Genomic DNA, 21,878 nt, shown 5'->3' with positions numbered 1-21,878 from the left:
AAGAAGGGATTTTATGCTGAAGAGAGAAAGACAGAATTTAATTTTAGAAGAATTAAATGCGAAAAAAAAGATTTTAGCAATTGATTTGAGTCGGAAATTCGAAGTTTCTGAAGATACAATTCGAAGAGATTTGCGGGAGTTGGATCAACTAGGCTTGGTAAAACGAATTTACAGTGGGGCCATCAGTTTAGGTCCAGCCGTCACAACATTTGAACAACGTTTGTCTTCAAATGTTGAAAAAAAACAGGCTTTGGTTGCCCAAACGCTACCACTGCTAACTGAGGATAGTGTCATTTTAATTGATGGTGGCACTACTAATCTTGAATTGGTTAAAGCGTTACCGGAAGAATTTTCAGCTACAATTGTCACAAATTCACCTTTTATTACGATTGAAGCAATCAAAAAAAGAAATATCAAGACTATTGCTTTGGGTGGAATTGTCGCGAAACGAGCAGCCATTAGTTTAGGTGTAGAAGCCTTAACTGTCTTAGATGAAATGCGGATTGATACTTATCTAATGGGTATTTATAATTTTCATCCGGAAATTGGCGTGACGGTCCACAGTCAACAAGAATCTCAAATGAAACAAAAAATGTGTCAAGTTTCTGATGAAGTGATCGCCATGGCTTCGGCTGATAAGCTAAATGTATATAGTAATTATATTTGCTGTACGCCAGAAGTTGTAACCATTTTAGTCACTGATGCCAAAGATCAAAAACTTTTAGCCGAGTTCAGTAAAAAAAATATTCATGTCAAACCGGCCTAAGGTAAAGAAGCCCGTCAAAATTTAATTGATGGGCTTCTTTATTTGTTACTCCAAGTTTGCATGATACTGCCACAGTTTCGGCAGATCAATCTGATTTTTCTGAATTATCATTAATGCGATTGTATCTCCTAACAACAATAAACTTTGTTCAAACAAACTAGTCATCGGTTGAATTGAAGGGATTTCTCCTGGTAAATTTAGTTTCGTTTGAACAGGAATTCGCACAAAATAATCTGTCAACTCGCTCATAGAACTCTTAGGATTGGCACCGATATGGGCAACTTTAGCATTAAAGGATCGGGCTTTTCTGGTAATTCCTAATGGAAATAAACTTTCCCCACTACCAGAGCCAACAATCAATAAATCATTTTCAGTAATCGCTGGTTCAGTAATCTGACCCACTACTACAGTATCTACACCTAGATGTGCTAGACGCTTGGCAACTGCTTCTAATGATAATAAAACCCGGCCAACTCCTACGAAAAATACACGATCAGCTTGCTCGATTGCACCAATCAATTGATCAACCTGTTCATTTGAAACTGCTTCTAAAGTAGAAATTAATTCTGATAAAATTTCTTTTTGTACTTGGTTAAATGACATGTTTATCCTCCAATCACTTTCATCAAAGTCGCTTTATTTTCCGTTAAAGTATTATCAGGAATAAATAAGCTGGTGCTTCCTAACACTAAATTATTGGCACCTGCCTTAATTAGATCCGGTATAGATGCTAGTGAGACCCGGCCATCCACTTGAATAGCAGTCGTTAAACTATTTTTCTCGATTAATGTTTTCAGATCAATAATTTTTTGTTGCGCATAAGGAACTTGCTTTTCATTCTTATTACCTGCAAAACCAGGATTAATAAGCATCAAGCAGACCAAGTCTAAATCAGGTAAAACATAAGCTAAATCTGACAAAGGAGTCGCTGGATTTAAAGCTACACCTACTTTGGTACCGGTATTTTTAATTAATTGAATGTACCGATCTACGTGTAAACTGGTTTCTAGGTGAAAAGTGATGCTTTCCACGCCAATTTTCAGCATTTCTTGAATGAAAAATTCGTTATTTGTGGACATAATATGAATATCAAAATTCATTTTTGTAATTTCCCGCATCCGCTTAATCGTCTCTAAACCTAAAGGCATACTGGGAGAAAAATCGCCATCAATCACATCGATATGTAAGGTATTTAAACCATTTTTCTCCAGTTCACGAATATCATTCTCTAAATTAACCAAATCAGCACACATAATTGACGGTGACAGCACAATATCTTTCGTCATTTTCATATATCTCCTCTCTTAATTGCTTTCATTGTAAACGCTCATTAAATATAAATCAATACAAACATGCAAAATAAATTATATATTTTGCATGTTAATGCTTTTAAGCATGCAAAATATCGAAAAATTGACGACAAACCGCAAAAATGAGAAAATATGAAAAAGACTTAAAGTAGGTGCTAAAAAGATGTTAAAAGAGGAAAGACAGCAGACAATTATCGATATTTTAAATTCCGAACAAAAAGTCATTGCCAGCGATTTAAGTGCTCGCTTGGAAGTTTCTGAAGACACAATTCGCCGTGATCTAAAGGAACTAGATAGTAAAGGCCTTTTAAAACGTGTTCATAGTGGCGCATTACGGGTAGGGCCTCCTGTTACTGATTTTAGCTTTCGGATTAATCTAGACAACGACAAAAAAACAGCGTTAGCCAAAAAAGCCTTACCGTTTCTAAAAGAAGATAGTGTCATTATCATTGATGGCAGTACGACTAATCTAGCTTTAGCCAACGAAATTCCGCTAGATTTTAGAGGACGGATTATTACTAACAGTCCACCGATTGCAATGGCATTGTCCCAGCACAAAAATTTAGAAGTAATTAATCTGGGGGGAGAATTTTATAAACAATCAATGATTAATATTGGGGTAACAACTTATAAGAGTCTCAAACAAATTCGAGCCGATCTTTATGTAATGGGAATATATAATCTTGATTTAGATGCAGGAACAAGTGTCCCTACGATAGCTGAGGCAGAAATTAAACAAGAAATGACAAGGTGTGCTACTGAAGTTTTAGGCATGGCCACAACTGATAAGTTTAGTACTGTCAGTCATGCAATTGTCGGACCAATTGATGATTTAACTTATTTAATCGCGGAAAAATTACCTAATCAAATTCGTCGGGAATATAGTTTGAAAGATGTTCTATTAATTGATTGAAAACGTTTGTTTTATAATAAATCCATCAAATAATAGGCGGTATTTTATGAGTTTAGCAGAAACCCAACAAGAAATGGCGCAACAAAATAAGATTTTGATGGAAGCCATCGGAAGTACCGGTCAAGCATTTAAGGGAATGGCACAAGCGATTAACGAAGAAAGTGCCGTTGATGCCAAAACGAAAGAACTAATTACTTTAGGCGTAGCTATTGGTGCTCGTTGCGAAGGTTGCATCATCACACATGTCGGTTTACCGATTAAAGCTGGCGCAACTTTTGAAGAGCTAGCTGATGTAGCAAAAATTGCAATTGGTATGTCTGGCGGACCTGGGGCAGCCTACAGTGGGAAAGCCTTAGCTTATGCAAAAGAAATGTTAGAAAATCAATAAGAGAAAAGCCAGAGCAATTTTATGCTCTGGCAATTTTTAGGCTTTTTCACGTCCCACTTTTGTATGATTTAATAATAAATTCAAAATAATCGCGATAATTGTAGTAAGAACTACTTCAGAACCACCAAAAATTTGGTCGACCCAAGCAGGAAATCCTGGACCAGCCAATGAACCTGTTGTCAATGGGATTCCAATCCCAAAAGCTAACGATAAGCCGATGATGCCTGTATTAATTCGAGAAAAACCAGCCGAAGCAATCATTTTCATTCCCGTCATGGAGATTGAAGCAAATACAGCAATAGTAGCCCCACCAATTACGGCTTGTGGAATAGTCGTCAATAAGGCTGAAATTTTAGGCACAAATCCAGCAATCATTAAAACAACTGATGCAAACAAGAAAACGCCACGATTAACCACTTTAGTAACAGAAACCAAACCGATATTTTGACTAAAAGTTGCTGTAGGTAATGCTCCGAAAAACGCCCCTACAAAAGTTGTAATACTATTTCCGATGATACCGCCGCCTAATTCTTGATTGGTTGGTTCACGATCTAAACCACTGACAGTCAAAGCAGTCAAATCTCCTATCGCCTGCACTGCATTTACAATAAACATAATAGTTAAAGTTACGATGGGGATAACTTCAAATTCTGGTTTAAAATGTAATGGCTGAACCATTTGGAAATAACCAGCATTTGAAATCGCCGAAAAATCTACCATTCCCAATGCAATGGATAATAGATAACCAGCAATTACACCAATTAAAATTGATGCTAGACTAAACACGCCTTTAACAAAATACGTAAAGAAAAAAACAATCGCAAACGTCGCTAAGCCGACGCCCCAATTTTGCAGCGAACCAAAAGTAGGACTAGCTTTTCCTCCCGCCATATAACCTACCGCTACATCGAATAATGAAAATCCAATACTCAAAATAACTGTTCCAGTAACCAAAGGTGGAAATAATATTCGAATCTTATTAATCCCCAGACCAACTAAGACGGAAACAATACTACCCACCATTTGAGCACCAATGATCATGCCAAAACCTGAAGCTTCTCCATTGGTGATAGAAAGTAAAATTGGCACATAGGCAAAACTAGTCCCCATCATCACTGGTAGCCGGGAACCAATTCCAAAAGGTTTAAAAAGTTGAATCAAGGTAGCAAAACCAGAAAAAACTAAACAAGTTTGAATAATTAAGGTTCGATCTGCCGCACCCATTCCGCTGGCTCCGGCAATCATGATTCCGGGTGTAACGATTCCAACGGCTGCTGCGACAACGTGCTGCATACCTAAAGGAACTACTTCTGATAGTTTAGTTTTTGCATCGTACTGAAATAAATTGCTTTTCATCTCTGCTTTCATTCTTTTCCTCCTCAAAACATTTTTCTGAGACTTAAGTGACTGAGCAATTAAGGATTCGAAAGTGAACAGCATCACAAGGGTAAACAGAAAGGGCTTACATTTTAAAAAAAGATCATGACTCGTCACCTTCAACAAATCTATTATATAAAAATATTTTTTTCGATACAAATAATTTTTTGTTTTTTTAAAATATTTTCATGAGATTCTCTTTTGAGTCTTTAAACCGTTATTTATTTAAGCGCTTTCGATATGTGCCGCAATAAAAAAGAGAAACAGTTTCAGCTGTTTCTCTCGGACTTATTTAATTAAAAGCTTTTAACAAGCGCACGTAAGTTTCTACACCCGTCAACAATGCAGCTTCATCAAATTGCATTTTTCCATTGTGTAATGGATGAATATAACCTTTTTCTTCGTTACGAATACCTAAAAAGAAAAATAAACCTGGTATTTCAGTTTGATACAAAGAAAAATCTTCAGCTGTCAAGGAAGGCGGCGTTTCTTCATAGTATTCTGCTGTCGTTTCAGCTAAAATTTGGACCATCTCTGGATCATTATCAACCACTCGATACATGTGATTAAATTGGACTTCTGCTTCACAACCGTAACCTTTAGCAATCTCTCCAGCTAAAAGTTCAATTCGTCGAACGATTTCATCATATACCCGATCATCAAATGCCCGTAAAGTACCTTTCATTTCAACTTCTTTAGCGACAATATTCATGGCCTCACCACCGTGGATCGTTCCAAAATTCAAAACTACGGCGTCTAAAGGATTGATATTTTTCGCTAAAATGCTATTTAGGCCTGAAATAATTCCACCAGCAGCCACAATAGCATCTGCCCCTAATTGCGGTTGGGCGCCATGACTGGAGCGGCCTTTAATTTTCAAAGTGACTTCAGCATTTCTTGCCATTAAGCCATGAGGACGTGAAGCAATTTTCCCAGCAGATAAATCTGGCCAAACATGGAGACCGACAATTTTTTCTACGCCTAATTTTTGTAAAATCCCTGTTTCTAAAATTAACTGTGCTCCACCAGGTCCCTCTTCGGCTGGCTGAAAAATTAAAACGATCGTACCGATGATTTCATCAGGATGTGCAGTTAAATATTTGGCAAAAGCTAATAAGGTCGCCATGTGTCCATCATGTCCGCAAGCATGCATTTTCCCTTTAGTTTTTGAGGCAAATGAAACACCCGTTTCTTCTTCTACAGGTAACGCATCAATATCTGAACGAAAAGCAATGGTTTTGCCAGTTTTTTCTCCTCGTAAGACAGCAATTGTTCCAGTTTCAATCACTTCATAAATTTCTTGAATACCAAATTCGGTTAATTTTTGACGAATATATGCAGCTGTTTTTTTTTCAGCTAAACCCAGTTCAGGGATTTGATGCAAATCACGACGAGTCTGTGTCACAAAAGATTCTAATTCAATTATTTCTGAAGCTAGCATTTAATCAACTCCAATTTTTTTATTTTCTTATTATAATATAGATCGCTACTTTTGCCTAATTTTCATAAAAAATGATTATTTTATGAAAATTTATTGACTACAGTAGCTGAATTCTGTAGGATAAAGCTATAAGGAATCGTTTTCAAAGATTTCTAATGTATTACGTTACAGTTCACTAAAGGTGCAGAATTATCCGCTAATTCTCTAACCTCTTAATCGAATCCTTTCGTTATATTCCTGCTGCACCTTTTTTATTATCAGTCCCCCATTTTGGGAGGCTGATTTTTTTGTTAATAACTTGGGTTTTCATTAGAAAATCATTGATACTTTCTCATATAATAGTTATAATTCAATCATCTTAATAAGAATATTTTTTTCGAGGAGTGTATAGATTGAAAATTTTTGAAGGCTCTGCAGTTGCGCTAGTCACCCCATTTTTTGCGGATGGCTCTGTCGATTTTAACCAATTAGAAGAATTAACTGAATGGCAAGTTTCTCAAGGTACTGATGCAATTGTCGCTTGTGGAACGACTGGGGAAGCATCGACCTTAACCAATGATGAACATATTGCTGTCATCGAAGCAGTAGTAAAAAAAGTAGATGGCCGAATTCCTGTGATTGCCGGTACTGGTGTTAACGACACCAATCATGCGATCGAATTATCAACTGGCGCGGAAAGAGTTGGCGCAGATGCTTTATTAGTAGTAACACCTTATTACAACAAAGCCAATGAAGATGGTTTGTTCATGCATTATGAAAAAATTGCTCAAAGTGTCAAACTGCCTATTTTATTATATTCAGTTGCTTCACGGACAAACTTTAATATCCCACCTCATATGGTAAAAAGATTAGCCACAATTCCAAATATCGTGGGCATCAAAGAAGCTTCTGGCGATATTTCGCAAATCGCTACAATCGCTCAAATCATGGCAGAAGATCAAGACTTCGCGATTTATTCGGGCAATGATGACCAAGTATTAGCCATTACAGCATTGGGCGGTTCTGGTACGATTTCAACGATCGCCAACATTGCTCCAAAAGCGACCAGCGAATTAACAAAACGTTTATTAGCCGGCGATTATGAACGGGCACGTCAATTACAATTGGCACAAATCCCTTTGATTCATACAATTTTCTCTGAAGTCAATCCTATTCCAGTTAAAAAAGCTGTTGGACTACTTAAAGGAACCGAAACTCATTATCGCTTACCGTTAAGCCAACCATCTGAGGCAACAGTGGCTCGTTTAGAAAAAGAAATGCAAGCGTACGGTTTGGAGGGTTAACATGCTAGACGTTATATTAAGTGGCGCCAATGGTAGAATGGGTAAAGTTTTGCAAGGAATAATTGCTCAACAAACTGAAATGCAAGTCGTAGCTGGTGTCGATCGTGAATCTTTTGCCGCTGAGTTTCCTACTTTTACACAAATTTCTGACGTAAATGTTTCAGCAGATGTGATCATTGACTTTTCCCACTTTTCAAATGTACCAGCAGTTTTAGGGTTTGCAGTTGAGAAAAAAATGCCTGTGGTAATTGCTACAACTGGTTTGGAAGAAGAACAAAAACAAGCATTATTAGCTGCTAGCAAAGAAACTGCCGTCTTCTTCTCAGCTAATATGTCTCTAGGCATTAATTTATTAGCGAAAGCCATTCGCGAAATTACACCGTTACTAGAAGACGAATTTAATATCGAAATTGTAGAAAAACACCACAATTTGAAAAAAGACGCCCCTAGCGGCACTGCCTTACTTTTAGCGGATGCCGTCAATGACAGTGTTAAAGAAAAGAAAGAATATATTTATGGTCGCCATGGCAATGATTTAACCAATCCATTATCTGAACTAGGAATTCATGCTGTTCGCGGTGGGACGATTCCCGGTGAACATACCGTAATTTATGCCGGTCCTGATGAAATCATTGAGCTGAATCATTTTGCTTTATCCCGTAATATATTTGCCAACGGTGCAGTAAAAGCAGCCAAATATATAAATAAAAAAACTGCTGGCCTATACGACATGGAAAAATTAATTGATGAGAAATGAGGATACTATGACAAATTTTACTGACCCTTATGAAATTGCCAAATATATAAAAAATGCTGAAAAAATGACCCCTGTCAAAGCTTATGTCCAAGGAAATTTAACTGACGTAACAGCTGACAAAGTCCAATTTTTCGGCGAAAACAATAGTTGGACTTTAATTGGTGATGCGGCTGCTGTAAAAAAAGTATTAGCCGACCATGCAGAAAAAATCACTGACAGCTATTTGGAAAATGATCGCCGTAATTCAGCGATTCCCATGCTAGATATGACTGGAATCAATGCTCGAATCGAACCGGGTGCCTTTATTCGTGATCGAGTAGCGATTGGTGACAATGCTGTGATTATGATGGGGGCCGTAATTAATATTGGTGCTTCCATCGGCGAAGAAACAATGATTGACATGGGCGCAATTTTAGGCGCGCGAGCAACTGTCGGCAACCACGCTCATATCGGTGCTGGTGCAGTCTTAGCTGGCGTTTTAGAGCCACCTTCAGCGACACCAGTTATCATTGAGGACAATGTTTTAGTTGGTGCCAATGCCGTAGTTTTAGAAGGCGTTCGCGTCGGAAAAGATGCGGTTGTTGCTGCTGGTGCTATCGTAACTGAAGATGTACCTGCTGGTGCTGTCGTTGCCGGCTCTCCAGCTAAAGTCATCAAGATGAAAGATGAAAAAACTGCTGGTAAAACAGAATTCTTAAACGATTTGCGTAAATAGTCATTTTTCTCTACAATTTATTTTGTAGGGAATTTTTTTATTTTAGGAGCGATTTTTTGAAAGATTTAATTGATTATTTAGAAGAACATGTCGATGGAAAAACTTTAGCCACCGAAGAACTAATCTATGAATTAGAAAACGGCGAATTGCAAGGTGTTTACAGTGATCAAATGTCCTTTTCCAATTTAAAATACAATAAATCAAGTTGCCAATGGGACATGTTCATTGTATCAAATGAAAAAATTTGGGAAATGACTGCTGGTAAACCTGATAAATTGAGAAAAGATTTCAGCAGTGTGGGACTTTTTCGTTTTGAATTAGCAAAACGTCATAGCAGCGGGAAAATTACCGGTAGCTTTCGCTTCATTTCAGCAACCGGAAAGGACGTGCCTGCCTATGGAATCGTCAGTGGAATTTATGATGTGCAATTAGAAGATCAAGTATTATCGTTAATGGAGGACCAGACTTTGTATCGCGACCAACCGATTGCCGATGGAAAGTTTAAAACAATCGCCTTTAAAGCTTGTCACAAATTTTATTTAGATCAAGAAAAACTCCATTATCATTACGATGGAGAAAGCTTTGATGTAGATACGGTTAGCTTACTTCGCAAAGAATCTGGCGACCACTTTCCACCATTTGTGTCGATGGAAAAATAGTTTCAATAAACTGTCGTTGCGGCAGTTTTTTTGTTCTCAAAAGAGCATCACAGAACAAATCTCGCAAATTTCTTTATGATAAGCTAAAAGAAAAAGGAGTGAAGAAAAATGTGGGATAAATTTGATCGTGCAAATAAGCCAACGATGGATCTAGTTACAAATTTTGTACAAAATCCCCTTTGGAATGAGTTGAACGAACAATTGGAAAGTTTCACCCCTTATTTACAAGATTTAAATAACACAACTAAAGAAGGAATGGGTCAAAAGTGATTAATGTCAAAGATGAAGATATCTTACCTGATATTAAACAATGCTTAGCCATTCTTGCAGTAAAAAGAAAAATCTAACGTTTGGTTGCAAATTTTTTTAAAACAAAGGAGGGTATTTATGGAAACTTGGTAGGAAATTCAACAAACGATTGATTATATTGAAGACCATTTACAACAAGATCTAAGAGCTATTGATTTAGCAAAAATGGCACATCTCTCTCCTTTTTATTATCAACGTCTATTTAAAAGATTGGTAGGTCGCTCTTTTTCAGAATATGTAAAACTGCGACGACTGGCAAAAGCTAGTCAACTTTTATTGGAAACGGACCATCGGATTTTAGACATTGCTATAAAAACAGGATTTCATAGTCATGCCGTTTTTACCAAAGCTTTTAAGTCAGCTTACGGCCTGACTCCTGAAAAATTTAGACAAGAAAGACCTTTACTAAATCAAGTCGCCAAACCAGAATTACGCCTAATGTATACTGACGTAGATGAAAATGTTCCGCTGATTACTTCCCAGATAGTTTTGGAAATCCAGCGCCATACATTAACAGTGCCTGAAACTTATCTAGGTTTTATAGGCGACCTATCAATCGCCAGTCATATCCCAATCGCGGGCGCAACAGGCATCGATGGTCCAGCAAAACTATGGAAAAAATTTCATCGTGTTAAAAAGAATTATCCAGCTATTTTACCTGATGGTCCTGAATTAGGTGCCTCATTTCTCAAAGATCAAAGCATCGATCCGACTACTTTAGGAAAAGACGCTAGCTTTAATTATTTCGCAGGAGGAAAAAGTGACGGCACTTTAGTTCCCGATTTAGCAGAATGGCGGATGGAACCTGGCGAATATGTGGTCTGCCATTTTGAAGCTGAAGATTTGAAAACAGCAACAATGCAACATATTGATACGGCACTAAAATATTTATTAGAGACCTGGCTACCTACCCATAAAATACACATCGCGCCTTTTTCGGTAGAAAAATATCTGTTGTCTACTGAACAAATTCAAAAAATTGAAATTTGGGTGGAAATTTTAAATCAAGAACTGTGAGAGGCGCTGTTAAGCGAATTTCACAGTTTTTTTATTGCCTATTTCAAAAAAAATCATGGATATTGAATATTTCTGCTTGACTTATATATTAATAATGCTTAAGATGAATCTTGTAAATTTAAAATATACAACACAGAAAAAGGAGCGATTTGATATGAATTATTTAGTAACAGGTGCGACTGGTGGATTTGGACAATTAGCCTTAGGATTTTTGAAAGATTTAGTGCCACAAGAAAATATTTTTGCTTTGGCCCGCAGCCAAGAAAAAGCAGAAAAATTAACAACAGAAGGTTTTAAGGTGCGGATTGCCGATTACAGCGTTGCTGAAAAAATGAACGCTGCCTTGAAAGATATCGATGCACTCTTATTTGTTTCTGGTGCGCCAGGTAATCGTCAGGAAGAGCATGAAAATGTTGTCAATGCTGCTAAAGCTAACGATATATCTTTTATCGCCTACACTAGTTTTGCAGATGTGGATCATTCAACTAGTGCTTTAGCTGCTGACCATCTATTCACCGAAAAAACGATTAAAGCGTCCGGTATTCCCCATACTTTTTTACGAAACAATTGGTATTTAGAAAATGAGTTACCGCTTGCCGGTGCAGCCTTAGCAGGTGGAAAATTTGTTTATGCAGCAGAAAATGGTAAAACTGGCTGGGCTTTAAAACGTGAATATGCTGAAGTTGCCGCGAAAGCTGTAGCAACGAGAGAATTCCCTGAGGTTTTAGAATTATCTGGAACACCAGTATCTTACGGAGAATTGGCTCAAGATTTGAAAGAAGCAACCGGCAAAGATATTGAGGTCATTGCTGGTAGTGATCAAGCATTCATCGAAAATCTGGTTACTAATGGATTGCCTCAGTCTGTGGCAGAAATGTTTTTAACTTTCCAACATGATATTAAAAATGGCCAGTTAGATGTCACTTCGGATGATTTTGCCCAAGCTCTAGGTCGTCCACTTGCTTCACGGGTAGATGGATTAAAAGAATTGTTGCAAGGCTAATAAATTTAAAAATTATCATGGCAAAAAGCCTATCGAACAGTCTGAAAACTGCTTGATAGGCTTTTTTCTGTTTGAAGAAAAGCACATAAATTCTCCCTCTTGGCTAGCAGCTTTTTTTGGAGCATATCGATTAATGCTTCGTTAACTACATATTAAATGAATTATTAGTGGTTTGATAAAGTACAATAATACCCATCTATTTAAAAATCTAAAGTTTGTACAACAGATCTGACTGAAGATAGTCTATTTACTCCGTTTTATGAATTGGCATTTAACAACTCATTTATATAGTTTGAGATCGCTACAAGCAGAGGTTCTAAATAACAACAAAAAAATGTTAAAATAAATTATTAGCTCTTTTAAGGAGGTTGTCAGGTGCCAGAAAATGAACCAGAATCTAAACATCAGGTGTACCAACGTTTAATAAATAAGACAGAAGATTATATTGAACAACATCTCAGTGAAGCGATTAGCTTAGAAGATTTAGCAATTCATGCGCATTTTTCCAATTTTCATTTTCACCGTATTTTTAAAAAATACGCAACAGAATCTTTAAATCAATTTATTACCCGCTTTAAATTGGAACGGGCAGCTATTTTTATATCCGTCAATCAGACGATTCCAATTACAGAAGTAGCTTTAAATTACGGCTACAATGATAGCAGTACCTTCAGTAAAGCTTTTAAACGACAATTTGGTTTTAGCCCGACACAATATCGTAAACAGCAAGAATTGACAAGAAATCAATGACTGATTCTTTCATAATTAAGTTATCTTAAAATATAGGAGGATCATTGTATGATTACACCAAAAAGTATGACTGTCGAGAGGTTAGAAGATTTAAAAATTATTTATATTCGCTTCAGAGGAAGTTACTCCGCCTTTAGAAAACAAAGCCGCAAAATGTTCCATCAATTATTTGCATTTGCTACTGAAAATGACTTGATTGTTCCTGATAAGACAAAGGTGTTAACTATTTATGATGACAATCCTTTTATCACGCAGGATAAAAATTTAAGAACCAGTGTTGCTATGACCATTCCCACTGATAAACCAATTGAAGAAAGTGGTGAGATCACGATTTCCAATATCTCTGGAAAATTTATGGTGGGACATTTTGAAATATCTGCTAAAGAGTACGGTGATGCTTGGCAATACATGTATCAAGAGTGGTTATTTAAGCATCCAGATCAAATCCGTGATGCTGTTCCCTTTGAACTATACGTGACTGAGCCAGCCAAAAATTATAAAGATAAAAGTTTGACTGATATTTATATCCCTATAAAAAACTAGGCAATATTTTAGAGAATTGGTACACTTAATAGAGATAAATATTAGGGAGGGGAAAACATGAAAAAGATTTTATTGTTGGTAGGCAGTTTGGCACTGACTGCGACGGTAGCATTAAGTTTCTCAGACACCAGTCACGCAGCAAATCAAGGACAATTGATGCAACGTCTGTACAATCACAATACTGGGGAACATTTTTACACCAAAAGTATCGAAGAGCGGAATTATCTAATAAGTGCTGGCTGGTGGACTGAGGGAATTGGTTGGACCGCACCTGATAGTGGTGATGAAGTTTATCGTTTATATAATGCCAATGCGGCAGATCATCATTATACTTTAAATGCCAGTGAAAGAGATAGTTTAGTCAAAGCTGGCTGGAAATATGAAGGTGTCGGCTGGTATTCTGATACAAATCAAGGAGAAGCCGTTTATCGCGCCTACAATCCCAACGCAATCTCTGGCTCTCACAACTATACAGTCAGCTTAGCAGAACAAAATAATTTAATAAATGCTGGTTGGCATAACGAAAATATTGGTTGGTATGGTCTTAAAGTTGATAACTCTGAGCCCAGTTCTTATCAGTATAAAGATGGCAAACAATTAGCAGCAAAAGTAGTCATTAAAACGGTCGAGGATAACAATACCAACATTAATAGTTACCTCAACTATGTCTGGGAGTTTAGCTTTGATCAAAATATTCCTCTTGAAATTTGGTACACAGGGGTCTATCTTCCGCAAAATGTGACTGTTGTCTCCGCCTCACCTTTAGCCGGTGGTACCTTTGTTTATCACAATAATGGAGACGGCACGGTAACGGTTTATCCAGTGCCCACTCACTTTCAAGATCTTGATTGGGATGATCCAGTCAAAGGAAAACAAATGGCAAACGAAATTATTAATAAAGCCTATGTTACTGATATTAGAGGTGTTTCTGATAATCTAGCGAATCGAGTAGCCGCTCTGATGGATTAGTAGAAGACGAAACCACGACTGATCAGTCGTGGTTTTTCCATCTATTCTATAGATCATTTACGAATAAAAGCTGTGGCACTCATACCTAACAACACATCTTTATCAGGGTTAAAACTTACTTGGACTTCATAATAAGTAGCATTTTGCTGTTCCTCACCAATCGCTGAAATGTATTCAATTTTCCCTTCGTATTGCTCATCGGGTTGACTATCTAACTCAATATCAACTGCATCCCCCACTCTAATTTGGGCTAAATCTACCTCATCTGCTTCTACTAACAATTCTTTTTGAGAATCATCCATCAATATCGCTAACGGTTCTCCTGCTTGAATTGGTTGGTCTTCAGTAACTGAAATATTTGTTACCACACCGGCACTTTTAGCATTCATCTGAGCCGTTTCTTCTCCAGAATTAATTTGGAAAAGTAGGTCATTCAAATTAACTTCTTGTCCATTATTTAAATCAAATCCATTAATTGTTCCACTAATTGGTGCAAATAAAGTATAAGATTTGGCGGCCGTTACTTTACCAAACATACTAGTTTTTATTGTAGGTTCGGAAGCCGTTGTTTTATTTTCAGATTTATCTTGGGAACAGCCAGTTATTATTAGGCCTAAAACGCCTAATAGTATAATTAATTTGATAATTTTTTTCATTATCTATCTCCCTTTCTTCGAAAAAAAATTTACTCGATACTTTTTAGCGCAGAAACCATATCAATCGATGCGACTTTACGTGCCAATATCATTTGAATACCTAACGAAAATATAAATGTGATGAGACAGGACCATAATATATTCAAGGGTGAAAATGCCACACTAATCACAAAATCATCTGGCTCAGCTACTTTTAATGCCAAATTAGCCAATAAAATCCCTGGAAGTATCCCGAGTAATACACCAACTAAACTGAGAATACTGTTTTCTCGAATGATTAAGCTCCTGATTTCACGATTGTGATAACCTAAAACCTTCAACGTCGCAAATTCACGTGTTCTCTCTACGAAATTTAGGATACCCATGTTATAAATCACGACAAAAGCCAACAATAAAGCAAAAACGCCTAATAAAAATATCACACCTCGCATACTATCCATCAAAGTCAAAGTTTCAGCTATTTGAGTCTCGACTGTTGACCATCTAGCAATTGTTTTTGTGCGCTCAAGATATGCTGCAATATCTTTTTTAGGTTCTTTGATTAATAACGAAGTAGGAACGAAATCACCCTTCCCACTTTTATCCCATAAACTTCGAGAAATAAAAATACCTTGTCCAGTACCAAAAGATGCAAAATCTGCAATAAAAGTATTTAGCGGCTTTGCATCACCAGGCAAAGTAAGTGCTACTTTTTCTCCTCGTGAAAGACCAATAGTTTCGGCTAACTTTTCAGTAATCACAAGCCCTTCTTTCGGTAAATTCGAATTATCTTCAGAGAAATGAATTAAACTCTGTTGATTGTCAACGACCGTCATATTTACCATACGACTAGTATCTTCAGCGGCTAAGCTGACTGGTTTCTCCATAATCCCTTCAATTTTTTTTGCCGGTACGCGTTTTTGATAAGATTCAATTGAACCAGGATTTGGTTCTAACTGTGCTTTGATATCATAGGTATAAGTTTCCCCGTAATAGACATCCACTAAATGACGAAAACTATTTTCCATTCCAAAGGCACTGATCAATAAAGCCGTACAACTTAAAATCCCAAACAATGCCATAAAACTTCGCGTTTTCGCCCGAAACATATTACGACTAATTAGTTTCCCGTTAAAGGACATTTTCTTCCAAAGATGACGGAATCGTTCCAGCAATATTCGTTCTCCAGATTTTGGTGGTTTTGGTCGTAGTAACTCAGCAGCAGTTTCTTTCAATTGTTGACGACAAGCGAAAAAACAAATGCCAACTGCTAAGCCAATTGAGAGCAAACAAACAAATATCGATAGCATGGAAATCGGTGCGTTATAATGTTGCGGCATTGTGAAAGTGCCTGCTTCTGCTTGCCACAATATTTTTGCTACTAATGTTTTACCGATAAATAAACCTAAAACACCACCGATTAAAGATGGAAAAAAGCCATAACTTAAATAATGAAAATACAATTTCTTTTTGCTATAACCTAAAGCTTTTAATATACCCATCTGCGAACGCTGATTGTCCACCATTCTTGAAATAGTTGTTAAGACCACTAAAGCGGCGACCATAAAAAAGAGAACCGGAAATACATAGGAAAAAGAACGAAATTGAGAAACTTCTGACAATACCGTATCGGTACTACGATGTGCAGATCGATCACGAACCATACTCCCAGGAAAAACTTTTTCAATTTGATGTTTTAAGCTTTCACTTTTTACACCATCTTCCAACATGACCAATACTTCATTTGCAGGTAAATTGAGAGCCTGCTGATTTACGTACATATAGCCAAACACTTTCGGATTCGGCACAATGTCGTTAGTACTCATAATATATTCAGGGCTCTGAATCAATCCGGTGATCAAAAAATCAATTTCCATATTTCCAATGCTGCATTTTACCGTATCACCTACCGTTAATCCTTGTGCCTCAGCGAATTTTTTTTCCATCAATCCCGCTCTTACATCGTTTTCTGCTAGTCTTTTCCCAGCCAGCACCGTAGGTTGACTAAGATTGATTTCTCCTTCAAAACCATTTAACAAAATCGTGGGCTCATTAGTTAAATCTTGCGCAGTCGCTTCATAACTAGAACGAACTTGCGTGGTTTTAACGCCATCAATTTGGTTTAGTCTTGAAACAGTTGCTTGATCGACAGTTGAAAGAGAGACCCACAAATCTGGTAGTTTTTGTTCGCGGAAATTCTTGTTTAAAGAAACATCAATATCTCGCCAGCCGGCATCTAGCCCAGCAAACACCATTACACCTAACGCACTCAAAAGAATAATCGACAAAAACTGCCATTTTGCTGCCCACATGTCTCGCAAGAGTTTTTTTGTCAGCATTTTTTTTACCATGCAATCTCCTCCACCGATACAGGATTGGGATTTATTTCTACTTGATCAATCCGACCATTTTTCATTCGAATCACGCGATTAGCAATTGGTGCTACTTGGGCATTATGAGTAATAATCGCGACAGTCGTATTGAAATTGTCACTTAAATCTTTCAAAGTTTTTAGCACTTGCGCACCTGTTTCAGAATCCAACGCGCCAGTTGGCTCATCACACAACAACAGCGTTGGGTTTTTGCATAATGCCCGCGCAATTGAAACTCTTTGTTGCTCCCCTCCTGACAACTGAGCTGGAAAATTATCCATCCGATCTTCCAGACCCACCCGAGCTAAAACTTCCCGTGGCTCTAAAGCATTCTGGCTGACTTGACGAGCCAACTCTACATTTTCTAAAGCAGTTAAACTAGGCATTAAATTGTAAAACTGGAAAACAAAACCGACCTCCACTCTGCGATACTCAGTTAACTCATATTCATCTAATTGGTCAATTCGTTGACCTGCCACCAAAATTTCTCCGCTGGTCACAGTGTCCATACCACCTAATAAATTTAAGATTGTCGTTTTACCAGCACCACTTGGCCCCAGTACAACACATAATTCTCCTTTACTAATTTCAAAAGAAACCTCATCAGCCGCCTTAACTACTTGCGTCCCAACATCATAATGCCGACTGACATTTTTTAATTGAATAAATGACATTTTTTTCTCCTTTCCAACAAACAAAAAGAGCCAATAACTTCAAGGATTTTCTCCTTTTTGTTATCGGCTCTGCGTCTTAGCGTCCGGCTCTTTAATTACGGTAACTTGATATTCTTTTACATTTACCACACTTTCACCTTTACACCTCGGGCAAAAAAGTGGAAAGTTTTTAACGATTGTATTGGCATAAATCTTATTTCGCGTCTTGGCTTTACAGATGGGGCAATGCAGCCAATTATCTTTAACGAGCATCATCTTTCCCTCCTACAATTCCAAATAATTTAACAAACCATCCAACATGACTTCTACCGTTGCATCAATATAATCAACAAACAACAGCTCCTTGTGACTTACCCCGAAAAAAATAATATGAATATAATTTTGGATAATAAAAGGATTCTTTTCTCCTAAACTTAACTTGGCAATAATTTTTTGATAATTATCGATTTCCATTTTTTCTATTTCAGCAAAGCTATCCTTAGAATGACGGGCTAGGAAATTTTCAACCTCTTGCCGTTCCTTCAACAAAAATCGTTGTTTTGGATCATTCATCAAAGCTAAGAAAAATCGTTTAATTTGTGCTCTTTTTTCACTAGCAGATAATTTCCCGATTACCTCAATTAATTGATTTACCTCAGCAAAACCTTCTTCGTGAATTTGTAAAATTAACTGATACAAAAAATCATCTTTAGAAGAAAAATAATTGTAGAAACTTCCTTTTGCCACGCCAGCATCTTTGACAATATCATCGACACTCACACGACTAATACCATAGCGAAAACTCAATTCTTTTCCATGTTTTAACAACAATTGTCGTTGCATCTCTTTTTCTTGTTCCGTTAAACTCCTAGGCATTTTTCCCCTCCCTAAAACATAATGACTTTAATGACTAATTTATTATTTAAAGTCATTATAACTATTTTGGTGGAATTAGTAAAGATTTATAAATAAAAAATTCACCAGTTTATTGGTGAAGGGAAAATGATTCGTTTAAATTTATATCTCTTACATCCAAACTTAAAACTGATTCATGCTACCATAATCTGAACGATAAAAACTATTCGATTCTACCGATTATCAATCTTTGCAGCTTTCTAATTAGTTCTTCTAGCGATTTTGGATAATATATTGGTGAACCTTTTTTCAAGATAAATGACGCTAAAAAAAAATATGAATTTCTATTATGACATTATCTACATTTTTTCCAATTAAAAAAGGTGCTAAAGAAACGGATATTTTTCGCTTCTTTGGCACCTTTTTAGCTTTGTAAGTATTTAACAATCTCATCTTTAGTTAATTTTCTTACTTCTGTATTTGGAAAAACTAGATAGGTCTCTTCTTGAAATAAGGCCGCCATAGAAGATGATTGCTTATTATTTTTTTCTAAGTAATTCATAAAATCCCTTTTAGTTGGGAAAATTTTATAGGATTTTCTACCTGTTTGGCTAATGATTTCGTAAATTCCACAATTATGTTTTTCCGAAAAATCTGCCGCTCTAAGATAGAGCTTTGCAATTTCCAATGATTTAAAGGGAAAATTCCAACGGGCTAAATTTCTTTTTGAATCTTTAGCTATGCATATACATCTACCACAAGTACCGCAGATGTATTGCATATGTTCACTCAAACAAGCTTTTTTATTTAGTATCGGTGTTGCGCGATTATCACTGCCATAACATTCTGGACATGCTTTCATATCAATCCCTCCTATTAATTTTATTGTAATAGCAACAACTGTTTTTGCAACAAAAAATCTAACGCTTTTGTCACATTCGTCAAGCTCTATTGTATTTATTTTTATCAAGCGTAGGCTAATACCAAGGAGATGATTTGTATGTCTGAAGAAAAAATTACTGCGATGATGAACAACTTAAGTGTTGCTTATGGTGATGAAGAAATGAAAAAATATCCTGAAATACAAAAAATGCTACTTGATTCAGCAAAAGAGCTAGAAAAATCTGGTGATTCAAAATTGATTGCTGCTAGACTTTCTTACGATATTCCAAAATATTTCCTAGGTCATAAAAATGATTGTCCTAAAGCGCTAATGACTTTATATTATCAAATCGCTTCTGATGCTAATAAGTATAAAGGAGTAGCCTTGAGCGCAATGATGTTACCGTTGTGGTTTTAAGACTTCCTACTAGAAAAAACCTACAGAAACAGTTTTTTTGAACCGTTAGAAGAGAAGAAGAGAAAAAGAGAAAAAGAGAAAAAGCCGTCCTTCGACTGCTTTTTTACGTGTCAGTATCAATCAAAACTAGTTGGTTTACTTTCATCTTTTAAGTATTCAAAAATAGTCTTAATCTGTCCTTCAGTATTTCTTTCTGTCGATAGCGTTGGCAAATGTGCTTCATCAAAAAAACCGACTGCTAAAGTTTCCATCCCAGCTACTGGCTCTCCTCCAATAATTTCACATTGGATAAAGGCTTTATAGACATAATAAGCTGATTCAGGGTGAGCATGTTTATTTTTGTCCATCAATGCTAAAAATTTAGTCGCTCTGACTTCGTAACCAGATTCTTCTTTTACTTCCTTCACTGCGACTTCACTAGGTGACAAACCAATGTCCCCCCAGCCGCCTGGTAATGCCCAAGATCCATCGGTTTCTTCTTTAACCATCAATAATTTATTATCACGAAAGATAACAGCTCGAATATCAATTTTTGGTGTAGCATAACCAGATTCATTAGCAAATAAATTTTTGATTTTTGATTGCTCTAAATCTGTTTGTTGTGTCATCATATCGATGCTGATTTCACGAATTGCTTGAAACCGTTCAATATCATATTTATCTTTCGAGTAAGTCAGTCCTGCCTGTGCAATCGCTTGTAATTTTTGCGCCCAATCTAACCATCTAGTTGTCATTCTTATCATCCTATCTGATTTCTCTTTTATTCCGCCACCTATAATTCTGAGGTCCACTTCCACATCAACTCATAGCACTTCTCTGATTTTTTTCCAAACTATCTGCTTGTTGTGTAACTAGTAAATTAGCTACTAAAAATATCTTTTTTAATCACTGTAAGAAGGAATAATGCGGTTTTTTAATCTCTATCAAAAATCTAACTCCAATTTTAATTTCTTTCCCTTCCTACTTGTTCGACCCCAATCATTTACACATTTTTATAGCTACAAACTCATTTTTATTATACCTAATTAATTGAAATATTTAATAAAAATTCCGATTTATATTAGATTCGATTCACGGTAAAAATTTAAACTAAGTCCTATCGAAAAGAGATTTTTAAAATGACTCATCAGCAAACTGTCCAAAATTATTTAATTGCTGGATTACTCAGGATTTTTCGCAGTTGACAGATTATTTCCATGAAGAAATTATCTACAGAGAATGCTATGGTCCGATTTATATGGGCTTATCAGAAATAAAACGATGGATTGCGGATATGTTAAAAAAACAAACTGTGTTGGAATGGAAAATCTATCGGATCTTGGAAGTAGCACCAGGATATTTTCGTTGCTGAATGGTTTTTTCATGCTAAGGAAGAAAGGGAGTATACTTTTGAAGGGGTTTCAATTATCGAATTTTCAACAGATAAAATAATTAAGCTCAGTGAGTTTGAAGCCAAACATCAGACTTATCGTCCTTATAAAAATGATTAATAATCTTTATGATAAAGAAGACAAAAAAATCGACAGCTATTATAGAGAAAGCCGTAGCATTTCTACATAATAACTGTCGATTTAACTATCCGTGAGGTTAGCTCAGCTTAATCTTCAATTTTTTGAAGTTTAGAATAACTGATGACTGTTTTATTAGTTAGTTGTTCATAGTCGTTACCACCAGTGCGATCAAAAATAACAATCGCTGAATTAGTCAATAAACGTTCAATAACAACCTTCTCAGATTTATTTCCGTCCACACTCAAAACAATTTCACCAATATAAAATTTTTCCCCTAAAGCAGAGGGAACGGGTGTCGAAATACCAAAACTTTGTGCCATGATTATTTTCCTCCTTCATTTAAAAAAAAAGA

General features: G+C 36.4%; 27 protein-coding genes. 15 read left to right on the top strand and 12 right to left on the bottom strand.

Annotation, left to right across the window (positions count from 1 at the left end):
- The first annotated feature begins 13 nt into the window (after positions 1 to 13).
- Positions 14 to 766: a DeoR/GlpR family DNA-binding transcription regulator gene (locus KUA55_RS07665; RefSeq protein ID WP_218325613.1), complete on the top strand. Its 753-nt coding sequence runs from the start codon at positions 14 to 16 to the stop codon at positions 764 to 766.
- A 45-nt stretch (positions 767 to 811) separates the two neighbouring features.
- Here the strand turns inward: KUA55_RS07665 and hxlB are convergent, their stop codons facing one another.
- Together hxlB and KUA55_RS07655 are read right to left on the bottom strand one after the other, a co-directional pair.
- Complete coding sequence (gene hxlB, locus KUA55_RS07660; protein WP_218325612.1) at positions 812 to 1,369, bottom strand: 6-phospho-3-hexuloisomerase; 558 nt, start codon at positions 1,367 to 1,369, stop codon at positions 812 to 814.
- A gap of 2 nt (positions 1,370 to 1,371) precedes the next feature.
- Complete coding sequence (locus KUA55_RS07655) at positions 1,372 to 2,052, bottom strand: ribulose-phosphate 3-epimerase (RefSeq protein ID WP_218326147.1); 681 nt, start codon at positions 2,050 to 2,052, stop codon at positions 1,372 to 1,374.
- Between the two features lie 187 nt (positions 2,053 to 2,239).
- Between KUA55_RS07655 and KUA55_RS07650 the strand changes: the two genes are divergently transcribed.
- Both KUA55_RS07650 and KUA55_RS07645 read left to right on the top strand, forming a co-directional pair.
- Positions 2,240 to 2,989 carry a DeoR/GlpR family DNA-binding transcription regulator gene (locus KUA55_RS07650; RefSeq protein ID WP_218325611.1) on the top strand — a complete coding sequence of 250 codons (750 nt, stop codon included), beginning with the start codon at positions 2,240 to 2,242 and terminating at the stop codon, positions 2,987 to 2,989.
- A 46-nt stretch (positions 2,990 to 3,035) separates the two neighbouring features.
- Entirely contained in the window at positions 3,036 to 3,377 is a 342-nt protein-coding gene (locus KUA55_RS07645; RefSeq protein ID WP_218325610.1) for a carboxymuconolactone decarboxylase family protein, read from the top strand.
- 36 nt (positions 3,378 to 3,413) lie between these two features.
- Here the strand turns inward: KUA55_RS07645 and KUA55_RS07640 are convergent, their stop codons facing one another.
- Both KUA55_RS07640 and KUA55_RS07635 read right to left on the bottom strand, forming a co-directional pair.
- Complete coding sequence (locus KUA55_RS07640) at positions 3,414 to 4,745, bottom strand: uracil-xanthine permease family protein (protein ID WP_218325609.1); 1,332 nt, start codon at positions 4,743 to 4,745, stop codon at positions 3,414 to 3,416.
- Between the two features lie 301 nt (positions 4,746 to 5,046).
- Positions 5,047 to 6,195, bottom strand: a complete 1,149-nt coding sequence (locus KUA55_RS07635) for a M20 metallopeptidase family protein (RefSeq protein ID WP_218325608.1) — start codon at positions 6,193 to 6,195, stop codon at positions 5,047 to 5,049.
- Between the two features lie 392 nt (positions 6,196 to 6,587).
- Here KUA55_RS07635 and dapA point away from each other — a divergent pair, with 392 nt between their 5' ends.
- The 10 genes from dapA (at position 6,588) to KUA55_RS07585 (ending at position 14,200) form a co-directional block, all read left to right on the top strand.
- A complete protein-coding gene (gene dapA / locus KUA55_RS07630; protein WP_218325607.1) occupies positions 6,588 to 7,478 on the top strand; it encodes a 4-hydroxy-tetrahydrodipicolinate synthase in 891 nt (296 codons plus the stop codon).
- A 1-nt stretch (position 7,479) separates the two neighbouring features.
- Entirely contained in the window at positions 7,480 to 8,235 is a 756-nt protein-coding gene (gene dapB / locus KUA55_RS07625) for a 4-hydroxy-tetrahydrodipicolinate reductase (RefSeq protein WP_218325606.1), read from the top strand.
- Between the two features lie 7 nt (positions 8,236 to 8,242).
- A complete protein-coding gene (gene dapD, locus KUA55_RS07620) occupies positions 8,243 to 8,950 on the top strand; it encodes a 2,3,4,5-tetrahydropyridine-2,6-dicarboxylate N-acetyltransferase (protein WP_218325605.1) in 708 nt (235 codons plus the stop codon).
- 56 nt (positions 8,951 to 9,006) lie between these two features.
- The gene (locus KUA55_RS07615) at positions 9,007 to 9,609 is read left to right on the top strand and encodes a hypothetical protein (protein WP_218325604.1); all 603 of its coding nucleotides are present in this window, start codon (positions 9,007 to 9,009) and stop codon (positions 9,607 to 9,609) included.
- 108 nt (positions 9,610 to 9,717) lie between these two features.
- On the top strand, positions 9,718 to 9,879 hold the full coding sequence (locus KUA55_RS07610) for a hypothetical protein (protein WP_218325603.1): 162 nt from the start codon (positions 9,718 to 9,720) through the stop codon (positions 9,877 to 9,879).
- 135 nt (positions 9,880 to 10,014) lie between these two features.
- Positions 10,015 to 10,935 (top strand): helix-turn-helix domain-containing protein, encoded by a 921-nt coding sequence (locus KUA55_RS07605; RefSeq protein ID WP_343214717.1) that lies wholly within the window; start codon positions 10,015 to 10,017, stop codon positions 10,933 to 10,935.
- Between the two features lie 154 nt (positions 10,936 to 11,089).
- Positions 11,090 to 11,938: an SDR family oxidoreductase gene (locus tag KUA55_RS07600; protein WP_218325601.1), complete on the top strand. Its 849-nt coding sequence runs from the start codon at positions 11,090 to 11,092 to the stop codon at positions 11,936 to 11,938.
- Positions 11,939 to 12,313: 375 nt separating this feature from the next.
- Positions 12,314 to 12,688 (top strand): helix-turn-helix transcriptional regulator, encoded by a 375-nt coding sequence (locus KUA55_RS07595; protein WP_218325600.1) that lies wholly within the window; start codon positions 12,314 to 12,316, stop codon positions 12,686 to 12,688.
- 48 nt (positions 12,689 to 12,736) lie between these two features.
- The gene (locus tag KUA55_RS07590) at positions 12,737 to 13,231 is read left to right on the top strand and encodes an AraC family transcriptional regulator (protein ID WP_218325599.1); all 495 of its coding nucleotides are present in this window, start codon (positions 12,737 to 12,739) and stop codon (positions 13,229 to 13,231) included.
- A gap of 57 nt (positions 13,232 to 13,288) precedes the next feature.
- Positions 13,289 to 14,200, top strand: coding sequence for a hypothetical protein (locus KUA55_RS07585; RefSeq protein ID WP_218325598.1), 912 nt, complete (start codon positions 13,289 to 13,291; stop codon positions 14,198 to 14,200).
- Positions 14,201 to 14,253: 53 nt separating this feature from the next.
- Here the strand turns inward: KUA55_RS07585 and KUA55_RS07580 are convergent, their stop codons facing one another.
- From KUA55_RS07580 to KUA55_RS07555, 6 genes are all read right to left on the bottom strand, one after another.
- A complete protein-coding gene (locus KUA55_RS07580; protein ID WP_218325597.1) occupies positions 14,254 to 14,856 on the bottom strand; it encodes an efflux RND transporter periplasmic adaptor subunit in 603 nt (200 codons plus the stop codon).
- A gap of 29 nt (positions 14,857 to 14,885) precedes the next feature.
- A complete protein-coding gene (locus KUA55_RS07575; protein WP_218325596.1) occupies positions 14,886 to 17,186 on the bottom strand; it encodes an ABC transporter permease in 2,301 nt (766 codons plus the stop codon).
- Positions 17,180 to 17,881 carry an ABC transporter ATP-binding protein gene (locus tag KUA55_RS07570; protein ID WP_218325595.1) on the bottom strand — a complete coding sequence of 234 codons (702 nt, stop codon included), beginning with the start codon at positions 17,879 to 17,881 and terminating at the stop codon, positions 17,180 to 17,182. The genes KUA55_RS07575 and KUA55_RS07570 overlap by 7 nt, the downstream gene beginning before the upstream one ends.
- 60 nt (positions 17,882 to 17,941) lie before the next feature.
- Entirely contained in the window at positions 17,942 to 18,133 is a 192-nt protein-coding gene (locus KUA55_RS07565; RefSeq protein WP_218325594.1) for a cysteine-rich KTR domain-containing protein, read from the bottom strand.
- Between the two features lie 12 nt (positions 18,134 to 18,145).
- Positions 18,146 to 18,736, bottom strand: a complete 591-nt coding sequence (locus KUA55_RS07560; RefSeq protein ID WP_218325593.1) for a TetR/AcrR family transcriptional regulator — start codon at positions 18,734 to 18,736, stop codon at positions 18,146 to 18,148.
- Between the two features lie 403 nt (positions 18,737 to 19,139).
- Positions 19,140 to 19,577, bottom strand: a complete 438-nt coding sequence (locus KUA55_RS07555; protein ID WP_218325592.1) for a hypothetical protein — start codon at positions 19,575 to 19,577, stop codon at positions 19,140 to 19,142.
- Positions 19,578 to 19,715: 138 nt separating this feature from the next.
- Between KUA55_RS07555 and KUA55_RS07550 the strand changes: the two genes are divergently transcribed.
- Positions 19,716 to 20,015, top strand: a complete 300-nt coding sequence (locus KUA55_RS07550) for a bacteriocin immunity protein (RefSeq protein WP_218325591.1) — start codon at positions 19,716 to 19,718, stop codon at positions 20,013 to 20,015.
- Between the two features lie 116 nt (positions 20,016 to 20,131).
- On the opposite strand, the gene KUA55_RS07545 is transcribed toward KUA55_RS07550, so the two are convergent.
- On the bottom strand, positions 20,132 to 20,749 hold the full coding sequence (locus KUA55_RS07545; RefSeq protein WP_218325590.1) for an NUDIX hydrolase: 618 nt from the start codon (positions 20,747 to 20,749) through the stop codon (positions 20,132 to 20,134).
- Positions 20,750 to 21,195: 446 nt separating this feature from the next.
- Between KUA55_RS07545 and KUA55_RS18305 the strand changes: the two genes are divergently transcribed.
- Positions 21,196 to 21,366, top strand: coding sequence for a hypothetical protein (locus KUA55_RS18305; protein ID WP_246601438.1), 171 nt, complete (start codon positions 21,196 to 21,198; stop codon positions 21,364 to 21,366).
- A gap of 246 nt (positions 21,367 to 21,612) precedes the next feature.
- Here the strand turns inward: KUA55_RS18305 and KUA55_RS07535 are convergent, their stop codons facing one another.
- Positions 21,613 to 21,846 carry a hypothetical protein gene (locus KUA55_RS07535; protein ID WP_218325589.1) on the bottom strand — a complete coding sequence of 78 codons (234 nt, stop codon included), beginning with the start codon at positions 21,844 to 21,846 and terminating at the stop codon, positions 21,613 to 21,615.
- Between the last annotated feature and the right edge of the window lie 32 nt (positions 21,847 to 21,878).

Origin of the sequence: Enterococcus alishanensis (assembly GCF_019218635.1) — a bacterium.
In the GTDB taxonomy this organism is placed as follows: domain Bacteria; phylum Bacillota; class Bacilli; order Lactobacillales; family Enterococcaceae; genus Enterococcus_A; species Enterococcus_A alishanensis.
The sequence above is the reverse complement of the archived record's forward strand: the minus strand, read 5'-3'. Positions and strand labels throughout refer to the sequence as shown.